The sequence below is a fragment of the Vibrio sp. CJQ_6 genome (assembly GCF_043106745.1).
GTDB lineage: Bacteria > Pseudomonadota > Gammaproteobacteria > Enterobacterales > Vibrionaceae > Vibrio > Vibrio furnissii.
The window spans coordinates 1-19,192 of record NZ_JBICMV010000018.1; the positions used below are offsets into that span (position 1 = coordinate 1).

The following is a 19,192-nucleotide window of genomic DNA, read 5'->3' on the forward strand; positions in this document are numbered from 1 at the left end:
GATCGTGTTCCTTCCTAGTTATGATTCGCCTTGAGTCACGTACACTCAGGGCGCGCCAGAAATTGCTATTTTATGCGCCAACGCTCGTCAGCGCAATAGATTCATTATTAACCGCGCTCTGCCACAATTGCTTCAGCAATGTTTTTAGGCACCTCAGCGTACTCAGAAAACTCCATAGAGTAAGAAGCACGACCTTGGGTTGCAGAACGTAGGTCAGTTGCGTAACCGAACATCTCAGAAAGTGGTACGCGTGAACGAATGATTTTCAGACCCGCAGGGCCTTCATCCATTCCCTCGATGATGCCGCGACGACGGTTCAGGTCACCGACCACATCACCCATCCAATCTTCCGGAGTGGTTACTTCAACTTTCATCAGCGGTTCAAGAATGATAGGGTTTGCTTCAAGCGCACCTTTCTTGAATGCCATCGAGCCAGCGATCTTAAACGCCATCTCACTTGAGTCGACATCGTGGAATGAACCATCGAATAGTGTGGCTTTCACATCCAATACAGGATAGCCCGCCAACACACCGTTGTTCATTTGCTCCTCGATACCTTTCGCTACCGGGCCGATGAATTCCTTAGGAATCGCACCACCCACGATCTCGTCAACGAAGACAAAGCCTTCGCCTGGTTCAGAAGGTTCAATCTTCAGCCACACGTGACCGTATTGACCACGACCACCAGACTGACGAACAAACTTGCCTTCTACTTCCGCTTTACCACGAATGGTTTCACGGTATGCAACCTGAGGTTTACCCACGTTGCAATCAACGCTGAATTCACGCTTCATGCGGTCAACGATGATGTCTAAGTGAAGTTCACCCATACCTGAGATCAGTGTTTGACCGGTTTCATTGTCGGTTTCGACACGGAATGATGGGTCCTCTGCGGCCAGTTTACCTAGCGCAATGCCCATTTTTTCCTGGTCTGCCTTAGAACGAGGTTCTACTGCGATCTGAATAACCGGCTCAGGGAATTCCATGCGTTCTAGGACCACTTTATGGTCTTGATCACACAGAGTATCCCCTGTTGTCACATCTTTCAGGCCGATCGCTGCGGCGATGTCACCTGCGCGAACTTCTTTGATTTCTTCACGTTTGTTTGCGTGCATCTGAACGATACGACCGAAACGCTCTTTCTTCTCTTTTACCGAGTTGTAAACAGCATCACCTGAATTCACAACACCGGAGTAAACACGAATGAAAGTCAGCGTACCCACAAATGGGTCAGTCGCGATCTTAAATGCCAGCGCAGAGAACGGTTCGTTGTCGTCAGCATGACGCTCAACTTCGTTCTCACGTTCATCGACACCTTTGATAGACGGTACATCAACGGGTGATGGCAAGTACTCGATGACTGCATCCAGTACGGCCTGTACACCTTTGTTCTTAAACGCACTACCACACGTGGCCAGTACGATTTCGTTGTTCAATGTACGCTGACGAAGTGCCTGCTTGATTTCAAGCTCAGTCAGTTCGCCTTCTTCTAGGTATTTTTCCATCAACTCTTCAGTGGCTTCTGCGGCAGCTTCAACCAGATGGTTGCGCCACTCTTCAGCAAGCTCGAGCATGTCAGCCGGAATGTCTTCGTATGTGAACGTCATGCCTTGGTCGGCATCATTCCAGTTGATGGCTTTCATCTTGATCAGGTCGATGACACCCTTGAACTCATCTTCCGCACCAATGTTCAATTGGATTGGAACTGGGTTCGCACCAAGACGATGTTTAATTTGGTCTACAACGCGTAGGAAATCTGCACCCGCACGGTCCATCTTGTTCACAAATACCATACGTGGAACGTGGTACTTGTCTGCCTGACGCCATACAGTTTCAGACTGAGGTTCAACACCAGATGAGCCACAGAACACAACCACTGCACCGTCAAGTACACGAAGAGAACGCTCTACTTCGATCGTAAAGTCAACGTGTCCAGGGGTATCAATGATGTTGATGCGATGATCTTGGAACTGTGCTTCCATACCACGCCAGAAGGTAGTCGTCGCAGCTGAGGTGATGGTAATACCACGCTCCTGCTCCTGCTCCATCCAGTCCATGGTTGCGGCACCATCGTGAACTTCGCCGATTTTGTGAGAAAGGCCAGTGTAGAACAGAATACGCTCAGTAGTGGTTGTTTTACCTGCATCTACGTGAGCACAAATACCGATGTTACGGTAGCGCTCAATAGGAGTTTTACGAGCCACGATTGTATCCTCTTACTAAGGTTCACCTTAGAAAATAGAAATGTGCTGCGAGAGGACCTCGCAGCACAGAAGGTATTACCAGCGGTAATGAGCAAACGCTTTGTTCGCTTCTGCCATACGGTGAACGTCTTCACGTTTCTTAACAGCAGTACCTTTGTTCTCTGACGCATCTAGCATTTCAGCAGCTAGGCGTTGAGCCATAGATTTTTCACCACGCTTACGCGCAGCTTCAACCAACCAACGCATAGCAAGTGCGTTACGGCGAACCGGACGTACTTCTACTGGCACTTGGTAAGTTGAACCACCAACACGGCGAGATTTAACCTCTACCGCTGGGCGAACGTTTTCAAGAGCTTCTTCAAATACAGCTAAGTGATCTTTACCAGATTTCTCAGCCATAGCATCTAGTGCAGTGTAAACGATTTTTTCTGCAGTAGATTTTTTACCGTCAACCATAAGGATGTTAACGAATTTTGCCAGCAGTTCAGATTTGAACTTTGGATCTGGAAGGATCTTACGCTGACCAATGACGCGACGACGTGGCATGGAATATTCTCCGTTGTCTTCTTCAGGTTTTATCCAAAACTTTTCAGTTTTTTCAAAAAATTAAAAAATAATTTAGTGTTTGGCCTTACTTAACGGAATCCATTAAGACTTAGGACGCTTCACACCGTATTTAGAACGAGCTTGTTTACGGTCGTTCACGCCTGCACAGTCAAGTGCACCACGTACAGTGTGGTAACGAACACCTGGAAGGTCTTTAACACGACCACCGCGGATCAGAACAACTGAGTGCTCTTGAAGGTTGTGACCTTCACCGCCGATGTACGATGTTACTTCGAAGCCGTTTGTCAGACGTACACGACAAACTTTACGAAGTGCTGAGTTAGGTTTTTTAGGTGTAGTAGTGTAAACACGAGTACATACACCACGTTTTTGTGGGCACGCTTCTAGTGCTGGCACGTTGCTTTTAGCAACTTGCTTTGCACGAGGCTTACGTACCAACTGGTTAATAGTTGCCATTAACTAGCTCCTGAATTTACTTGAAAGTAAGCTTTGTGAAAAATCTAGCCCCAAATGCACATTGCGCAAATAGGGACGCAAAATTCTATGCAGCAGTGGGATGTGTGTCAAGAAATATACAGATCTTTTTTGCCGGGCAAAAATGGGGGAATGGACAGAGTGGCGTACAACAACGACGAAGTATCACCAACTCATTGATTTATCGTGATTCACGCTCAATTCAACCCACGCATCGACATTCACAACCTGAATGTTCTGCGCACAACGATTGATCCACCCTCTGGCCTCGAGATCTTCTTTCAGCGCATAAACGCACTGTTGGGTGGGTAAATGAGCAAAATATGGCGAATGTTCGCTCGTCGCGTAGACGGCGCTTTCAACCAACAACAGCTGATCATTCGCTTGAAGATAGCGACCAATCAGCGCCAGTTGCTGAGGATGTTTAACAATATGTAGCACAGCCGCTCCTGAGATTAAAAGGTCATGATCTGATCAAACGCTTGCCATTGCGATCCGATGGTTTGCGGATCTAAGCATTCGACGTCCACCAGCAGATCTTCACCCGCGATGCCCCATTCTGCCAAACTGGCAGCGCACACCACACGATGCTCGATGTCGTAGAGATCCAAAAGCTTAAACGCACTGATGTAATCACGGCTGAGCACCGACTGCGGCTGTTGATCGCAGACCAACTGCAACACCCCTTCGCCGATGAAATACACAGCAAGATCCTCGCTGTAAGCCGACGCAGCCAACAGCGCATCCAACCCCTCGCGGCCCGCACTGGTCGCATGTGGCGCGGAGTGAAAGACAAACGCGATTTTTTTCAAAACTGTACCACTCTGTCTTGAGTCAATAATGCTTCCGCCAAGCTGCCTAATCCGGTTTGCTCAAACAAAGGGGCTAAGTTTGCCCCCGGCAACTGATGTTGCTCAGCTTCACTTTGGCTCACCACGCCACGGCGCAGCGCCGCCGCCACACACGTTTCTAAGCGCACTTGGTGCTGCTGGGCTAATTGTTGCCATGCTTTGGCGAGGTCGAACTCATCGTTGGCCGGTGCCGTAAGCACCGACCCATTTTGCACGCCATCCTGATAGAAAAAGACGCTGGTCAACGTATGGCCTTTTTCAATCACGGCCTTGGCAAACAGGTACGCATTCCGCGCAGACTGCGTGCCATAGACGGAGCCATTCACCAATAAGGTGTAGGTTAAACTCACTTCTCGTCATCCTCAGTTTTACGCTGACGAATGTAGAGGTAAACCGTGTGTTTAGAAATATTCAGGCGATCCGCCACGCGGTTGATGGCATCTTTAATATCAAAGATGCCCTTGTCAAACAGCGCCATGACGATTTGACGGTTTTTGGTGTTGTTTGACACCGACTTGTCCGCGTTAATCTCTTCAATGGTGCGTTCTACCGTTTGATCAACCAACTCTTCCACATCACTGGCAAAGTTCACAGAAGACGCCGCTTCTTGCGCTTCTTGGGTTGGCATAAACGATTGCAGCACTTGAGAGAACGGCGCATCTAAGTTGACGTTGATACACAATAAGCCAATCACGCGGTTGTCACCGTTACGAATGGCAATCGTGATCGACTTCATCAAGACGCCGCCTTTAGCACGCGTAAAGTACGAACGTGAAAAGTTTCGCTCTGATCCTTCAATATCGCGCAGCATCTTCAGCGCGAGGTCTGTGATTGGTGACCCCACCTGACGCCCCGTGTTCTCCCCGTTCGCAATTTTGATCGCGGACGTGTTGAGATCTTCCAGCGAGTGCAGAACGATTTCACAAAAAGGGCCAATCAAGCTGGCAATTCCATCCACAACGGCTTCGTATGAACGCAAAATTACTTTGTCATGCTCTGTAAATGGTTTCACATGCACGGATTCCATCTCAAGCAACATATCGGCATTAATAGTCTCTGTCGTTGTCACTGTATTTTGACCTTAGAACGAAAAATCAACAAATTGGTGTAAGTTTATCAGAAAATTTTAGCCGAAGACTCTGCTATATTGCCAACAAGTGATTTAGAACAAATTATGTAGCAGTTCTAGAGCGGGATCAAAAAGGGCCTGAACAAGTCAGGCCCTTTGCGTTGCAATCCGTGATGCTTATTGCGCTGCTTTGTCACCGTTGTCGATTTTCAGCAGTTCCACTTCAAACACCAAGGTTGAGTTGGCCGGAATGGTTGGCGTGTCTTGTTCGCCGTAAGCCAGCTCTGGCGGAATCACGAACTTGTACTTCGAGCCCACTTGCATCAGTTGCACGCCTTCGGTCCAACCTGGGATCACGCGATTCAACGGGAATGTCGCTGGCTCACCACGATCGTAAGAGCTGTCAAATTGCGTGCCGTCGATCAGCGTACCTTTGTAGTGCACTTGCACGGTATCCGTATCTTTAGGTGAGTCACCTTGCGCTGGCGTCATCACTTGGTACAACAGACCAGTCGCGGTTTTCTTCACGCCTTCCTGTTTTTCGAACTCAGCACGGTAGTCATCGCCTGCTTTTTTGTTCGCAGCCGCTTTTTCAGTGGCTTGCGCTTTCATTTTTTCGGCCACGCGTTTATCGAGCGCTTCCAGCGCCGCACGGGTCTCTTCTTCGGTCATTTCAGCGTTCCCAGCAAACACATGCTGAATCCCCTGAAGAACCATATCTTTGTTCAGATTGATGCCAATTTCACTTGGTTTTTCAATGCTGGTGCTGAGGTAATTCGCAAACGAAACACCAATTGCGTACGCTGCTTTGTCGTCTTCATTCTGGAAGGTTACCGTTTTTGCGGCAGAAGCTTGTTCTGCGGCTGGTGCTGCGGTTTCTGGTTTTGCAGCTTCTTCTTTCTGACAGCCAACGGCCAACACTACGGTTGCGGCCAGTAGCGACACTTTAAAAAGTGATTTCATTGAATTCTCCAATTTGTAGGCAAACCTTTTGTGATTGTGCACAAATCTTGGTTTCAAGCTGGTGCGCAACACAGAGTTGTACCAATATAGCCTTATGTTTTCAGATTGTCTTTACACACGAGGCGGATAATTAGAACTGATGCGAATAATTTCTCATTCCATCCTGCTGTTTGTTGTCATTTCATTGTTAAATGGCTGTTTTTTCTCTGACCAGAATGTCGAACGCTGGGATTTAGAACCCAACGGGTCCACCAGTTTTGGGCTCAGTAGAGATGGGCGATTCGCGCTGATTTACTCCAAAGAGCATCAGTTGGTGCTCTGGGATCTGAGCGAACACAAAAAACTCGCCGACCTCGGCGCGCAAGATCCTCAAGCGAGCACCGTGTCGCTCATCCGCCTTTCTGATAACGGCCGCTATGCCGTGACCGCGAGCCAAATCAATTTCGCCGTCTGGGATTTGGCTTGGACGCAAGCCAAAGGCCTTTGGTCCATTTCGGACGGACTGATTCGCGATGTCGACATCACCAGCAATGGCGAGCAAGTTCTGCTCGGCCTCTCCAACGGGAAAGCCATTTACGTCGATTTAGTCACCGGACGACGTCTGGAGTTCCTTGCCCATCAGGAAAAAGTCAATTCAGTCGCGATTTCACCCAATGGTCGTTACGCCCTGACGGGCGGCAACGATTACACCGCCTATTTATGGGACACCCAAACGGGCCAAATTTTACGTCAGTTTAAACACGATCAGCGCGTCAACCGCGTTGCGCTGCAACGGGACGGCCAACTCGCTTTTACCTCAGACGGCGGCAATCAAGCCATCATATGGGATCTGAAAACCGGGCAAAAACGCACTTCGTTGAGCAGTTTTTCACGCCAGTTGGTATTCTCTGCGGCACGCTTTTCCGATGATGGTTCCCGCTTGGTGACAGGCACCCCATCCAGCCGTATCGCCGTTTGGGACACGCAAAGCGGTAAGAAACTCGACAGCTTTGAAGCGGAGCCGAGAAAAGATGCCCGTCCACCGCGCGCGGTGGTGTATGATGCGGCTTTCGATTCACAGCAACGTGTCATTTCAGGCACGTCTGCCGGTATAGCTCAAGCTTGGAAACTCGACGACTAATCATGAAAGACGATATGTTGACTTCGCTGTTGCAGCGCATAGATGACTTGGAATGCAAAGTGGCGTTTCAGGAGCAAACCATTGATGAACTCAACGAAGCGTTAAGCCATCAGCAACTCTTGATCACCAAAATGCAGGATCAAATGAAATACGTGGTGGGCAAGGTGAAAAACATGGATACGTCCAATCTGGCCGATCCCTCCCAAGAAACACCACCACCACATTATTAACGGCGCACGTGAGGGGCGCCATGCTCGAGCGCTAGCGCATACAGTAATACGCGATCACGGCGCCCGCCACCACCAGACAACCGCCGATGCGGCGTAATTGGTGATCCGGCTGCTCACTCAGTTGTGCCACCATGCGACGCCAGCCGTTGGGGGCAATCAACGGGCCAAGTCCTTCGACAATGAGCACCAGCCCAACCGCAACCCAAATTGAATTCGACACCGGGTTCTCCTTCGTTTGATCCATCGACAAACAATAAAGGCTCCTTGCGGAGCCTTTATGTTATCTGCAGCCGGCGATTATTTCGCAGGCGCAGTGCCTTTCGAGTTATTCATGTATTGGAAGAATTCGCTATTCGGATCCAAGACCAGAATGTCGCTCTTCTGACTGAATGATTTTTCGTACGCACGAAGAGAGCGTAGGAAGCTGAAGAACTCTGGATCTTTGTTGTAAGCATCCGCGTAGATCTTCGCCGCTCGTGCATCCGCACCACCGCGTGTTACACGCGCGGTTTTGTCGGCTTCTGCCAGAATGGTCGCCACTTCAAGCTCAGCTTGTGCTTTGATCACTTCTGCTTTTTCACGACCTTGTGAACGGTGCTTACGAGCCACCGATTCACGCTCTGCGCGCATACGACGGTAGATCGATTCACTGATCTCATCCGGTAGGTTGATTTTCTTCATTCGGAAATCCACCACACGAACACCCAAGTCTTTCATCGCACTTTGACGCGTATCTTCTAGAACGTTTTCCATGATTTGGTCACGTTGACCATCAATTTCCAACGCCTGCTTCGCCGCTTCAGTCGTGACCACATCCGAATCAGGGCTGTCTGGCAACACATCACTGTTACGCGGGCCTGAAACGATCTGCTTGATTTCACGCGCACCGATTTCAGAACGCAGTACGTCAGTCACTTTACGCTCTAGCAGGGCTTCAGCCGTGAGCGTGTTACCGCCGCCGGTTGCCAAGTAGAACTGACCGAAGTCTTCAATACGCCATTTCACATACGAATCGATGATGACGTCTTTTTTCTCCGAAGTGACGAAACGGTCCGAACGGCCGTCCATGGTCTGAATGCGCGCATCCAGTGTTTTGACACGGTCAAACATTGGCATTTTGAAATGCAGACCTGGCTCGTAAATTCTCGATACATCATTGTTGTCTTTCAGCACTCGACCGAAACGAATGACGATACCACGCTCCCCTTCCGGGATAACGAACATCGACATCAGCAGCAACGCCAGAACAACAACGACAACAGGGATCATTAACTTACGCATTCTTAGTATCTCCCTTGACGTGTGCTGGTTGAGCGAGATTGGGTGTCGCTTTCCGTTTCAGTGCGTTGTGATTCCAACTCAATTTGATCATAAGCCGAAGACGACTTTGTCGGACGCTTGGTTGCCGCGCCTTCCTGTCCGGCCAACTTATCAATTGGCAAGTACAGCAGGTTGCCGCTGGATTTTGAATCAATCAGCACTTTCGACGTGTTGGAGTACACTTCTTGCATCGCATCTAGGTACAGACGATCACGCGTAACTTTTGGTGACGCGGTGTATTCCGGTAGCAGTTTCTCAAACTGTGCCACCTGACCCAACGCTTCGTTCACGGTACGTTCGGTGTAACCTTGCGCTTCTTTCTTCAGACGCTCAGCACGACCGGTCGCTTTTGGCAGAATTTCGTTTTTGTACGCTTCTGCTTCACGAATGAAACGCTCTTCATCTTCTCGCGCCGCGATAGCGTCATCAAACGCATCTTTCACCTGCTCCGGCGGACGGGCAGACTGGAAGTTCACATCAACGATGATTAAGCCCATGTCGTAGCCGTCGATGATCTGGTTCAGGGTTTCCTGAGTGCTCTGACGAATTTGCTGACGACCACTGGTCAGAATGCTATCCATCAATGAGTCACCGATCACAGCACGCAGTGCAGAGTCCGTCGCCTGGCGTAGGCTGTCGTCTGCATTGGTCACTTTGAACAGGTACTTGTATGGGTCAGCCACACGGTATTGCACATCCATCGATACGGTGACCACGTTTTCGTCTTTGGTCAACATCAGACCCGACGCACGCAGTGAACGGATCGCTTGCACGTTAACTGGTGTCACTTCATCAATAAAGCGCGGACGCCAGTTCAGGCCTGGATCAACGATGCGATCGTATTTACCCAGACGCAGCACCACACCACGCTCCGCTTCACCAATTGTGTAGAAGCCAGCAAAGAACCAAATCGCGATGGCAATCGCGGCAATGACACCAAAGCCAATCGCACCACCACCGGAGAAAGAAGGCCCTTTACCGCCACCGCCTTTCTTACCAAACTTGCCACCCAGCTTCTGACTCAGCTTATTAAACACTTCGTCTAAATCTGGCGGACCTTGTTCACGGCCACCTTTACCGCCGCGATTGTTGTTACCCCATGGGTCATTATCGCGGCCGTTGTTGCCGTTATTATTTCCGGGCTCATTCCACGCCATTAGAAAGCTCCATCATTTGATATGACGTTATACTCTAGCAGTCCTTTAAGTAACTATAAAGTCACGTAAAACTGCCTCTTCTCTTTTTTCTAGTCTAGACCAATCCACTTGCTGCATACGAACTGTGATCAGTAAATTGCCTTCTTGATCATACTCTTCGTGTTGTATGCACTTCATTTGGAAGAAGGTACTGCGGATTCTGCCTTGGTGCTGTGGCGGAACTCGCAAGCGATATTCAACGATCTGACTGACCAGACGTTCGGTCAGTGCTGCAAACAGCAGATCAATGCCAAGACCATCCATTGCCGAGACCCACACCGCTCTCGGAACGCCCTCGTCGTCTCTTTCTATACGAGGTTGTTGGCCTTCTAGATTATCGATTTTGTTCATCACCAAGAGCGTGGGCACTTCGTTGGCCTCAATCTCCAGCAGAACATCATCGACAGCCTGAATATTCTCACGAAAACGCTCGTCACTCGCATCCACAACATGTAACAAAATGTCAGCTTCCTGAGTTTCTTGTAACGTGGCTTTGAATGCGGCCACCAGATCGTGTGGTAAATGACGAATGAATCCGACGGTGTCGGCCAAAATCGCTGGCCCAACATCGGCTAAATCAATTTTTCTCAAGGTCGGGTCGAGGGTCGCAAACAGTTGGTCTGCGGCATAGACGCCCGCTGAGGTAATGCGGTTAAACAGGGTCGATTTCCCTGCGTTGGTATAACCGACTAATGAAACCGTGGGTATTTCTGCCCGGTTTCGTGCACGTCGACCTTGTTCACGCTGCTTCGCTACGCGCTCTAAACGGCGCAAGATGGCTTTGATTCGTTCACGCAATAAACGACGGTCCGTCTCCAACTGGGTTTCACCCGGACCACGTAAGCCGATACCGCCCTTTTGACGTTCCAAGTGCGTCCAGCCACGAATCAGACGAGTAGAAATATGGCGCAACTGGGCCAGTTCCACTTGTAATTTACCTTCGTGAGTACGCGCACGCTGTGCAAAGATATCTAGGATCAGACCGGTACGGTCGATCACTCGACATTGGCAGAGATGTTCGAGGTTACGTTCTTGGGCAGGAGAGAGGGCATGGTTGAAAATCACCACATCAGCGTCCGTCGTTTGGACGGCCTGTGCAATTTCCTGGGCTTTGCCCTCACCGACATAATATTTAGGGTGAGGAGATTGTCGGCTACCGGTGATCACCTGTAGGGTCGACACTCCTGCGGAAGAGACCAGCATTTCACATTCTCTGAGATCTTCCCATTCACCCTCTTGCGTGAAGTTGATATGAACAAGTACGGCTCGCTCACCGGCTTCGTAACGGTCAAACAAGCTATCAACTCCTTAATAAATAATAATTTGCGTACAGAGAATTAATCTTCTGATTTCTCTGAGCCGCGCTCATTCGTTGGACGATCACCGCTGTGATGGCTCACTGGACGAGCAGGAACAACTGTTGAGATCGCGTGTTTGTACACCATTTGGTTCACGGTGTTTTTCAACAGGATCACAAATTGATCAAACGACTCGATTTGGCCTTGCAGCTTAATGCCGTTCACAAGGTAGATAGACACTGGAATACGCTCGCGACGTAGTGCATTTAAGAATGGGTCTTGTAGAGATTGCCCCTTAGCCATTTTATTTTCCTTATTTGTATTTTGTTGTAGTTATTTAGCTAGCGGTGCACTGAAATTTGTGCGGCCTTCGCATCTGAGCTAAACGAATAAAAACACCCCGTTGTTACCGATCATTGGGGCTGACGCGCCAAAAACAAGTAACGGATCCTTTACAGGGCACATCACGCAAAAGCGATCACATTATACACAGCTAACTCAATCAGATGCTATGGCATTTGAGAGAGTTTCCAACGCGTGTTCAACGTTTTCGCTATCTAACCAAGTTAAATCATCCCAGCTGCGCAACCAGGTGATCTGTCGCTTGGCCAATTGACGAGTGGCGCAGATTCCGCGAAAGATTGCGTCCTCCAAACGACCGTTCCCGTCTAAATAGTCCCACATTTGTCGATATCCCACACAACGGATCGACGGCAAATCAGGATGAAGATCTTTTCGAGCATAGAGTGCTTTGACTTCTTCTTCAAACCCTGCTTCGACCATCTTTTCAAATCGGAGTTCAATTCGACGGTGGAGCTCAGCCCTTTCCTTGGGAGCTATTGCGAACTGCTTGACCCGAAAAGGTAATGCTTCCCCTTTGGTTTGAGTCAGTTCAGTAAGAGTTTTACCTGAAATCCGATAAACTTCCAATGCCCGCGATAATCTTTGTGGATCATTTGGATGAATTCGTTCGGCCGAGATGGGGTCGATCTGGCGTAATTGGTCATGCAACGCCATCCAACCATGTTGTTCCGCTTCGTGTTCGATCTGTTGACGAATCTCAGGATCAGCGGCTGGCAGCGGGGATAACCCTTCCAGCAACGCCTTGTAATACAGCATGGTACCGCCCACCAGCAGCGGGATTCGCCCTTGTGCCACAATGTCGTTCATTTCACGCAGCGCGTCACGGCGAAAATCTGCCGCAGAATAGGCTTCACTCGGATCGAGTATGTCGATCAGTCGATGAGGCGCCAGCGCCAGCTCGTGCTGGTCTGGTTTGGCGGTGCCGATGTCCATGCCTTTGTAGATCAGCGCCGAATCCACGCTGATGATCTCAACCGGAAACTTTTGGCGCAGACGAATGGCCAAATCTGTTTTACCGGAAGCGGTCGGCCCCATCAGAAACAGGGCTAAAGGTAATTGTGTGCTCATGAGTTTAATGCTGCAATGGTCGCGGAAAAATCCACAGGTCGAACAAAACGTTCATCGTGCAGCGGGAGGTTGCCCTGCCACATCTGCTCAATCTCTGCAATCAACTGGATCGCTTCTGACAAAGTGTAGTCAGCTTTCTCACTCACCACACGATCGCTCAGCCAATCGGCCAGCGAATTCAGATCCAGCGGCTGATCGGCCTGCTCAAAATTCAAAGACGCGTAAGATAACAGATCTGGGATCAGAAGTTGTAGATTTTGCTGTCGCAGCGGTTGTGGCACCCCCATCACCATCAAGGATCCCGGATGGCGCGGCTTGAGCTCTAAACCCAATTGCGTCAGCAGCGGCTGAGACTGTTCCAAAGCGTTGGCTTCCGATGCCGACATTTTCAACGACAGCGGTACCAGCAGCGGCTGACTCTTGAGGGGCTCGTGCTGCGCATTCAACTGCCCACGCACTCTCAGCCACGCCGCCACGCGAAGAGACAGCAGTACACAGCCTTGTGGCGTGTTCATCAGCAAATAGCACCCACGCACCACCGCGATGGCTTTCCCCAGTTGCTGCACCGTAAAAGTATCGTGTTCTAACGGCGTGTGTTCTGACGGGGTAGATGGGCGGTGTTCGTCAGGCGTTGGCGCAGCCACATCGGGGGTTTGCATCAGCGCCTGATACGCACGTACTTCGGCCTGAGACGGTGAAGGGGCACTAACGCGTTCCTGGGCGGGTTTGCCTTTTGCTGGCGAAGATTCAACCCATGCACTGTGTTTGGGGGCTTCGCGCACCTGATCGCGGGTCGCTTCACGCGCTGGGCGTTCATAATCACTGCGACCCGGATAAGCCGGCGTGCTCTCGACCGCCTGTGCCACCCGCTCTGATATCGCGGACGTCTGTTCAGATTCATCGTGATAATGGAAAGCCGATTCGTTGTGCGCTGGCGCATCAATGTGTTGGCTTTCCGCCAGCGCGCTGCTGAGTGCCTGATAAATAAAATCGTGTACCAGACGCGCCTGATGGAAACGAACTTCGTGTTTGGCGGGATGCACGTTGACATCGACCTGATGCGGATCCAACTCAATAAACAACACGTACGTGGCAAACTGATCAGGGCGTAAACTGGTTTCGTAGCTCTGACGAATCGCATGGTTGATGAGCTTGTCGCGCATCATGCGGCCATTGACGTAGCAATATTGCAGATCACTCTGCTGGCGCGCGCCATCGGGTGTGGTGATCCAGCCATGCAGTTTGAGCCCTTGATGCGCCAACTCAATCTTGAGCATGTTGCGCACAAAGGCCGAGCCACACACCGCTGCGATGCGTTTCTCCAGCTGAATCTCGGTTTTCGCAGCGCGGTATTGGCGCACCAGCTTGCCGTTGTGGCGCAAATTGAATGTCACATCAAAACGGCTGAGTGCAATGCGCTTTAACAGTTCATCAATGTGAGTAAATTCGGTCTTTTCGGTGCGCAGAAATTTGCGCCGCGCTGGCGTATTGAAAAACAGATCGAGCACTTCTACGGTGGTGCCAATCGGGTGCGCGGCAGGTTGCAGCTGCACCTGCATGTCGCGGCCTTCACTGTACGCTGACCACGCTTCTTCCTGCGTCGCCGTGCGCGATGTCAGCGTGAGGCGCGACACCGAGCTGATACTCGCCAGCGCTTCACCGCGAAAGCCAAGGCTAATGATGGCTTCTAGATCGTCCAGCGTGTGGATCTTGGAGGTGGCATGACGACTCAACGCCAGCCCCAATTCGTCTTTGTCGATGCCACAGCCGTTGTCACGAATGCGGATTAACTTGGCGCCGCCCTTTTCAATGTCAATATCGATTCGAGTCGCACCAGAATCGAGGCTGTTTTCGACCAGCTCTTTCACCACCGAAGCTGGTCGCTCGACCACTTCCCCGGCAGCAATCTGGTTGGCCAGTCGCGCTGGCAGAATACGAATCGTCATACACGCCCCGTGTTATTTGTTTGGAATGATCAGGACCTGACCGACCGCAAGATTGTCCGAACGCAGCTTGTTGGCTTCACGAATGCTCTGCACGCTGACATTGTACTTGCTGGCGATCTTGCCTAAGAACTCTCCGCGCGCCACCGTGTGCTTGCGCAGCGGCTTGTCTTTCAAGCTGACGGTAATTTTCAGCTTTTGGCCCAATTTCAAGGTATCGGATCTCAGGTTATTTTCGCGTTTGATCGCGTCCACCGAGACTTTGTACGTGCTGGCCAACTTGCCAAGGTAATCACCCGATTTGACCACGTGAGTCACGGTTTCGGTTTCGACCGGATTGCTCACCACCGGTACGTGCACCGGCCCGCGACTGCCCCCCGGAATCGTCAGGATCTGACCCACCGCGAGGTTGTTGCTCTTGAGTTTATTGGTTTGCACAATCGCCTCGACACGGGTGCCGTACTTGTTGGCAATCACCGACAACGACTCACCGCGCTGCACTTTATGTTTTTGCGTTTTGCCTCGGTTGGCAAACAGCGTGCCTTCCGGTGGGTTGTCTTCAAAATACTGCACCACAGCCACCGTCAACGCATGCGCCAGTTTGTCCTGATGGCTGCGCTGGAATAGCAATTTCTCTTCCGCGGGGTTGGAAATAAAGCCCGTTTCCACCAGCACGGATGGAATGTCCGGCGATTTCAGCACCGCCAAACTGGCATTAACCGGTTCGCGTTTGTGCAAGTGCGCGACTTTACCCATTTCACGCAGGATGTTGGTCGCGACTTTGTAGCCTTCTTTTTGAGAATGACTGAACTGCAAATCGAGCAAGGTTTGGCTGACGTTGCGGTCGGCATTGTTTTTTGCCAGCACTTCACCGGCCCCGCCAAGCAATTCCGATTGCTGCTCATGGTTTTCGACCCAGCGGGCGATCTCTGTGTTGGCGCGACGGGTGTTGAGTACAAACACCGAGGCACCGCGCGGCTGCGGCGTATGGAACGCGTCCGCGTGAATCGACACCAGCAAGTGCGCTTTGTTCTTACGGGCGATTTCAGAACGTTTGTTCAGATTTACAAAATAATCGCCGCGGCGCGTAAGCACCGCTTTCATTCCCGGCACGGCATCAATTTGATCCGCCAGTTTCTTGGCCACACTCAAGGTAACGTCTTTTTCGTACTTGCGGGTCGGACCGATCGATCCGGGATCTTCACCACCGTGGCCAGCATCAATCGCGACAACGATATCGGCAGTGCCATAGAGCTGCGAAGCATCTCGGCTCACTTTGGTCTCGCTGCTTGGTTTAGCCGCTGGCTGGCTGGCACTTTCGGCGTGCGGCAGATCAATCACCAAACGATGGCCATATTGGCCGCCTGGTGTCGGCGCGAGCTTAAACAGTTGCGGGGACGATTTCCTTTTTAGTTCCAGCACCAGACGATAGCTCGACTTTTCAGGCGGAGAACTGGCGCGGATTTTCGTGAGGATCGCACTGTCGCTGACATGAACCGGTAATTTGGTGCCCAGCGAGGTCTGTTTGAGATCCACCACCAGACGATCCGGCCCACTGAGGGTAAAATAGCTGAAATCCACTTCGGATTTCACGTCGATCACGACGCGTGTTTCATCCGGAGAGGGCCAAACTCGCACCCCCTCCAACACGTTGGCCTGGACGGCACTCGACAAGAAGGCGGTCGTCAGCGCAAGCCAGACGACCCAAGAACGGCAAACGTGAACGATCAACATAACTCCAACTGATTCAATAATGTACGCCCATAGTCGTTGTTTGCGGTGAACACCGCTTGGCGCTGGTTGCCATCGTAACGCATGTCGAGATCCAGATCCGACGTCGGCAACATGCCATGGCCTTTCTCCGGCCATTCCACCAGACAAATCGCATCATCGGTAAAGTAATCACGGATCCCCATGAACTCGAGTTCTTCCGGATCCGCCAAACGGTAAAGATCAAAGTGATACACTTGCCATTGAGCCAATTGGTACGGCTCCACTAAGGTGTACGTCGGGCTTTTCACATTGCCCGTATGACCCAATGCACGAATGAAACCACGACTGAAAGTGGTTTTGCCTGCACCAAGATCGCCGTGTAAGTACAAGGTGGTCTGTTGCGTACAGAGCTTGGCCAGCGCTGTGCCAAGATCTACCGTCGCGTGCTCATCTTTAAGGGTGAAGGTCTTCGTGGTCATTGAAAATATCTCTAATGTGTCGAACATCGACTATATAAAAATCAAAAGAAACCGAATAGTAAACTGGGTTGGATTTGAGAGACAAGCTCTCTTCTGTAAGCAAACCGAAAAATATTCGCCAGCGTTGCGGAAAAAAGCACGCGCGAAGCGCTGGATCCCCCCAGATAGATCCGCTAAGATCCCCGCCCCATTTTACCGAGCTGAACCGTTATGGATTATCACGCACTTGCAGATCAGATCAAACACTGGGCCATTGAGCTCGGATTTGAAAAAGTCGGGATCTGCGATGTGGATCTGAGTCAGCATGAAACCGCATTGCAGCAATGGCTCGACGCGGGATATCACGGCGAGATGGATTGGATGGCGCGTCACGGCATGATGCGCGCGCGCCCAGCTGAACTCCTGCCCGGCACTTTACGTGTGATCAGCGCACGCATGAACTACCTACCGCCGCAGGCGCAGTTTGCCAGCAATCTCAATAACCCAACTCACGCTTACATCAGCCGCTATGCGCTCGGCCGTGACTACCACAAGCTGCTGCGCAATCAGCTCAAGAAACTGGGCGAGAAAATCGAAGCTGCGGTGGGTGAACTGGGATATCGCCCGTTTGTCGACTCTGCACCGATTCTGGAACGCCCTTTGGCGCAGAAAGCCGGACTCGGCTGGACCGGTAAACACTCACTGATTCTGGATCAAGACAGCGGCTCGTGGTTTTTTCTCGGCGAACTGCTGGTTGATATTCCACTTCCCGTCGATACGCCGTCTGAAGACCAATGTGGTAAATGCCGCGCCTGTGTGACCTCTTGCCCCACTGGTGCGATTGTCGCCGATGGCGTGGTCGATGCTCGGCGTTGCATCTCTTACCTCACCATTGAATACGATGGTGTGATTCCACTCGAATTTCGCAAAGCGATGGGCAACCGCATCTACGGGTGCGATGACTGCCAACTGGTGTGTCCGTGGAATCGCTTTGCTGATCTGACGCAGCAATCTGACTTCCATCGCCGCCCAGCGTTCAACGAACCGGACTTGGTCGCGCTGTTTGCGTGGGATGAAGCCACCTTCTTGCGCAACATGGAAGGCTCGGCCATTCGCCGGATAGGCCACCAGCAGTGGCAACGTAATCTGATTATCGCAATGGGCAATGCGCCCTATTCCTCTCGCATTATCGACGAGCTGACTCGTCACCAAGGGCAATCCGCCTTGTTGGATGAACACATAGAATGGGCCTTAGCCGAACAGCAAGCTCAGTTGCCGTTTAGCAACACCAAGCACCAACGCTTGGTTCGTATCATAGAGAAGGGGTTGCCGAGAGATGCTTGAATGAGGGCGAGTTGCACAAGCCTTACGCACAGACTTTGATATGCTTCTCAAATATCCCAAATGTGGAAAAAATTTTTTATCCGACTCTGTTTTCTAAATCTTAGAAAAGTTAGTCACACCAGCAGGAAATGATTAGGATCAATGAAAATACAGTTAATGATCTTTTTTTGTTGGAATGCTTGTTGCTAACAAGTCAATTAAAGTTAATAAAAACAACGAGTTACAGAAAAACCCGTGTTATCACTCAACCTGAGTTGCCAAAAAAGATCCTGCCGCAAGTCACCATTCCAGCTACTGAAAAACACTTTATACACCAAGTTATCCACAGAAATAAAATGTGGATAAGTCTGTTGATGAACAGTACAAAATCAGTCTGTAGCAGGTAAGCGGGCACATTCGGACGAATGTCGCAAACAAAAAGAAAATCACACTACCTCGCAGCAGCGTGTTTATTTTTAGGGGGTTTATGCTTCACAGCATTATAGAAAGAGCATTGGCGGTTTGCCAAACTTTTGCCGTTTTAAGAGTAAAAAAATCTGCGTCTAGCGCAGTGATCTCTTGAAACGAAGAAATTGGTTGCGGGGGCCGGATTTGAACCGACGACCTTCGGGTTATGAGCCCGACGAGCTACCAAGCTGCTCCACCCCGCGTCCGTATTGTGTCATCGTTAAGCACGATGAGGGCTATCAACTGGAGCGACACACGAGGTTCGAACTCGTGACCTCAACCTTGGCAAGGTTGCGCTCTACCAACTGAGCTAGTGTCGCATGTCACCGTTAAGCACGATGAGAGCTAAACTGGAGCGACACACGAGGTTCGAACTCGTGACCTCAACCTTGGCAAGGTTGCGCTCTACCAACTGAGCTAGTGTCGCATGTCACCGTTAAGCACGATGCGGGCTAAATTGGAGCGACACACGAGGTTCGAACTCGTGACCTCAACCTTGGCAAGGTTGCGCTCTACCAACTGAGCTAGTGTCGCATGTCACCGTTAAGCACGATGCGGGCTAAA

General features: G+C 50.7%; 20 protein-coding genes and 4 tRNA genes. 3 read left to right on the forward strand and 21 right to left on the reverse strand.

Features of this window, described 5'->3' with window-relative positions; genetic code table 11:
- Positions 1 to 107 precede the first annotated feature (107 nt).
- From fusA to fkpA, 8 genes are all read right to left on the reverse strand, one after another.
- Positions 108 to 2,204, reverse strand: a complete 2,097-nt coding sequence (gene fusA / locus ACF8PK_RS10135) for an elongation factor G (RefSeq protein WP_392441128.1) — start codon at positions 2,202 to 2,204, stop codon at positions 108 to 110.
- Between the two features lie 75 nt (positions 2,205 to 2,279).
- Positions 2,280 to 2,750: a 30S ribosomal protein S7 gene (gene rpsG / locus ACF8PK_RS10140; protein ID WP_014203959.1), complete on the reverse strand. Its 471-nt coding sequence runs from the start codon at positions 2,748 to 2,750 to the stop codon at positions 2,280 to 2,282.
- Between the two features lie 102 nt (positions 2,751 to 2,852).
- Positions 2,853 to 3,227 (reverse strand): 30S ribosomal protein S12, encoded by a 375-nt coding sequence (rpsL, locus tag ACF8PK_RS10145; protein ID WP_014203960.1) that lies wholly within the window; start codon positions 3,225 to 3,227, stop codon positions 2,853 to 2,855.
- 183 nt (positions 3,228 to 3,410) lie between these two features.
- Positions 3,411 to 3,686 carry a sulfurtransferase complex subunit TusB gene (gene tusB / locus ACF8PK_RS10150; RefSeq protein ID WP_014203961.1) on the reverse strand — a complete coding sequence of 92 codons (276 nt, stop codon included), beginning with the start codon at positions 3,684 to 3,686 and terminating at the stop codon, positions 3,411 to 3,413.
- 14 nt (positions 3,687 to 3,700) lie between these two features.
- A complete protein-coding gene (gene tusC / locus ACF8PK_RS10155; RefSeq protein ID WP_014203962.1) occupies positions 3,701 to 4,057 on the reverse strand; it encodes a sulfurtransferase complex subunit TusC in 357 nt (118 codons plus the stop codon).
- Positions 4,054 to 4,446 (reverse strand): sulfurtransferase complex subunit TusD, encoded by a 393-nt coding sequence (gene tusD, locus ACF8PK_RS10160; RefSeq protein WP_392441131.1) that lies wholly within the window; start codon positions 4,444 to 4,446, stop codon positions 4,054 to 4,056. Before tusD ends, tusC begins: the two co-directional genes overlap by 4 nt.
- Complete coding sequence (locus tag ACF8PK_RS10165; protein WP_041942412.1) at positions 4,443 to 5,165, reverse strand: transcriptional regulator; 723 nt, start codon at positions 5,163 to 5,165, stop codon at positions 4,443 to 4,445. Before ACF8PK_RS10165 ends, tusD begins: the two co-directional genes overlap by 4 nt.
- Positions 5,166 to 5,342: 177 nt before the next feature.
- Positions 5,343 to 6,128 carry an FKBP-type peptidyl-prolyl cis-trans isomerase gene (gene fkpA, locus ACF8PK_RS10170; RefSeq protein ID WP_004728285.1) on the reverse strand — a complete coding sequence of 262 codons (786 nt, stop codon included), beginning with the start codon at positions 6,126 to 6,128 and terminating at the stop codon, positions 5,343 to 5,345.
- Positions 6,129 to 6,267: 139 nt separating this feature from the next.
- On the opposite strand from fkpA, the gene ACF8PK_RS10175 reads away from it, so the two are divergent.
- Positions 6,268 to 7,248 (forward strand): WD40 repeat domain-containing protein, encoded by a 981-nt coding sequence (locus tag ACF8PK_RS10175; RefSeq protein WP_014203965.1) that lies wholly within the window; start codon positions 6,268 to 6,270, stop codon positions 7,246 to 7,248.
- Between the two features lie 2 nt (positions 7,249 to 7,250).
- The gene (locus ACF8PK_RS10180) at positions 7,251 to 7,478 is read left to right on the forward strand and encodes a SlyX family protein (protein ID WP_004728283.1); all 228 of its coding nucleotides are present in this window, start codon (positions 7,251 to 7,253) and stop codon (positions 7,476 to 7,478) included.
- 31 nt (positions 7,479 to 7,509) lie between these two features.
- On the opposite strand, the gene ACF8PK_RS10185 is transcribed toward ACF8PK_RS10180, so the two are convergent.
- From ACF8PK_RS10185 to tsaE, 9 genes are all read right to left on the reverse strand, one after another.
- Complete coding sequence (locus tag ACF8PK_RS10185) at positions 7,510 to 7,698, reverse strand: DUF2065 domain-containing protein (protein ID WP_014203966.1); 189 nt, start codon at positions 7,696 to 7,698, stop codon at positions 7,510 to 7,512.
- A 77-nt stretch (positions 7,699 to 7,775) separates the two neighbouring features.
- The gene (gene hflC / locus ACF8PK_RS10190) at positions 7,776 to 8,759 is read right to left on the reverse strand and encodes a protease modulator HflC (protein ID WP_143680960.1); all 984 of its coding nucleotides are present in this window, start codon (positions 8,757 to 8,759) and stop codon (positions 7,776 to 7,778) included.
- Between the two features lie 2 nt (positions 8,760 to 8,761).
- Entirely contained in the window at positions 8,762 to 9,955 is a 1,194-nt protein-coding gene (gene hflK, locus ACF8PK_RS10195) for an FtsH protease activity modulator HflK (protein ID WP_143680961.1), read from the reverse strand.
- Positions 9,956 to 10,000: 45 nt separating this feature from the next.
- Positions 10,001 to 11,290 carry a ribosome rescue GTPase HflX gene (gene hflX / locus ACF8PK_RS10200; protein WP_004728279.1) on the reverse strand — a complete coding sequence of 430 codons (1,290 nt, stop codon included), beginning with the start codon at positions 11,288 to 11,290 and terminating at the stop codon, positions 10,001 to 10,003.
- A gap of 41 nt (positions 11,291 to 11,331) precedes the next feature.
- Positions 11,332 to 11,595, reverse strand: coding sequence for an RNA chaperone Hfq (gene hfq, locus ACF8PK_RS10205; RefSeq protein WP_014203968.1), 264 nt, complete (start codon positions 11,593 to 11,595; stop codon positions 11,332 to 11,334).
- A 195-nt stretch (positions 11,596 to 11,790) separates the two neighbouring features.
- Positions 11,791 to 12,723 carry a tRNA (adenosine(37)-N6)-dimethylallyltransferase MiaA gene (gene miaA / locus ACF8PK_RS10210; protein ID WP_392441138.1) on the reverse strand — a complete coding sequence of 311 codons (933 nt, stop codon included), beginning with the start codon at positions 12,721 to 12,723 and terminating at the stop codon, positions 11,791 to 11,793.
- A complete protein-coding gene (mutL, locus tag ACF8PK_RS10215) occupies positions 12,720 to 14,669 on the reverse strand; it encodes a DNA mismatch repair endonuclease MutL (RefSeq protein ID WP_392441140.1) in 1,950 nt (649 codons plus the stop codon). Before mutL ends, miaA begins: the two co-directional genes overlap by 4 nt.
- Positions 14,670 to 14,681: 12 nt before the next feature.
- Entirely contained in the window at positions 14,682 to 16,400 is a 1,719-nt protein-coding gene (locus ACF8PK_RS10220; RefSeq protein ID WP_055467042.1) for an N-acetylmuramoyl-L-alanine amidase, read from the reverse strand.
- Entirely contained in the window at positions 16,394 to 16,858 is a 465-nt protein-coding gene (tsaE, locus tag ACF8PK_RS10225; RefSeq protein WP_004728274.1) for a tRNA (adenosine(37)-N6)-threonylcarbamoyltransferase complex ATPase subunit type 1 TsaE, read from the reverse strand. Before tsaE ends, ACF8PK_RS10220 begins: the two co-directional genes overlap by 7 nt.
- 210 nt (positions 16,859 to 17,068) lie before the next feature.
- On the opposite strand from tsaE, the gene queG reads away from it, so the two are divergent.
- The gene (gene queG / locus ACF8PK_RS10230) at positions 17,069 to 18,181 is read left to right on the forward strand and encodes a tRNA epoxyqueuosine(34) reductase QueG (protein ID WP_392441143.1); all 1,113 of its coding nucleotides are present in this window, start codon (positions 17,069 to 17,071) and stop codon (positions 18,179 to 18,181) included.
- Positions 18,182 to 18,754: 573 nt separating this feature from the next.
- Here queG and ACF8PK_RS10235 read toward each other — a convergent pair.
- The 4 genes from ACF8PK_RS10235 to ACF8PK_RS10250 all read right to left on the reverse strand — a co-directional run bounded on the left by ACF8PK_RS10235 (position 18,755) and on the right by ACF8PK_RS10250 (position 19,162).
- Positions 18,755 to 18,831: transfer RNA gene (locus ACF8PK_RS10235), tRNA-Met, on the reverse strand.
- 41 nt (positions 18,832 to 18,872) lie between these two features.
- A tRNA-Gly gene (locus ACF8PK_RS10240) sits at positions 18,873 to 18,948 on the reverse strand.
- A gap of 31 nt (positions 18,949 to 18,979) precedes the next feature.
- Positions 18,980 to 19,055 (reverse strand) — tRNA-Gly (locus ACF8PK_RS10245).
- 31 nt (positions 19,056 to 19,086) lie between these two features.
- Positions 19,087 to 19,162: transfer RNA gene (locus ACF8PK_RS10250), tRNA-Gly, on the reverse strand.
- Between the last annotated feature and the right edge of the window lie 30 nt (positions 19,163 to 19,192).

Coding starts and splice junctions, on each gene's coding strand:
- rpsG (WP_014203959.1), bottom strand. CDS start 2,750: ATGCCACGTCGTCGCGTCATTGGTCAGCGTAAGATCCTTCCAGATCCA.
- rpsL (WP_014203960.1), bottom strand. CDS start 3,227: ATGGCAACTATTAACCAGTTGGTACGTAAGCCTCGTGCAAAGCAAGTT.
- fkpA (WP_004728285.1), bottom strand. CDS start 6,128: ATGAAATCACTTTTTAAAGTGTCGCTACTGGCCGCAACCGTAGTGTTG.
- ACF8PK_RS10175 (WP_014203965.1), top strand. CDS start 6,268: ATGCGAATAATTTCTCATTCCATCCTGCTGTTTGTTGTCATTTCATTG.
- ACF8PK_RS10180 (WP_004728283.1), top strand. CDS start 7,251: ATGAAAGACGATATGTTGACTTCGCTGTTGCAGCGCATAGATGACTTG.
- hflC (WP_143680960.1), bottom strand. CDS start 8,759: ATGCGTAAGTTAATGATCCCTGTTGTCGTTGTTGTTCTGGCGTTGCTG.
- hflK (WP_143680961.1), bottom strand. CDS start 9,955: ATGGCGTGGAATGAGCCCGGAAATAATAACGGCAACAACGGCCGCGAT.
- hfq (WP_014203968.1), bottom strand. CDS start 11,595: ATGGCTAAGGGGCAATCTCTACAAGACCCATTCTTAAATGCACTACGT.
- miaA (WP_392441138.1), bottom strand. CDS start 12,723: ATGAGCACACAATTACCTTTAGCCCTGTTTCTGATGGGGCCGACCGCT.
- mutL (WP_392441140.1), bottom strand. CDS start 14,669: ATGACGATTCGTATTCTGCCAGCGCGACTGGCCAACCAGATTGCTGCC.
- ACF8PK_RS10220 (WP_055467042.1), bottom strand. CDS start 16,400: ATGTTGATCGTTCACGTTTGCCGTTCTTGGGTCGTCTGGCTTGCGCTG.
- tsaE (WP_004728274.1), bottom strand. CDS start 16,858: ATGACCACGAAGACCTTCACCCTTAAAGATGAGCACGCGACGGTAGAT.
- queG (WP_392441143.1), top strand. CDS start 17,069: ATGGATTATCACGCACTTGCAGATCAGATCAAACACTGGGCCATTGAG.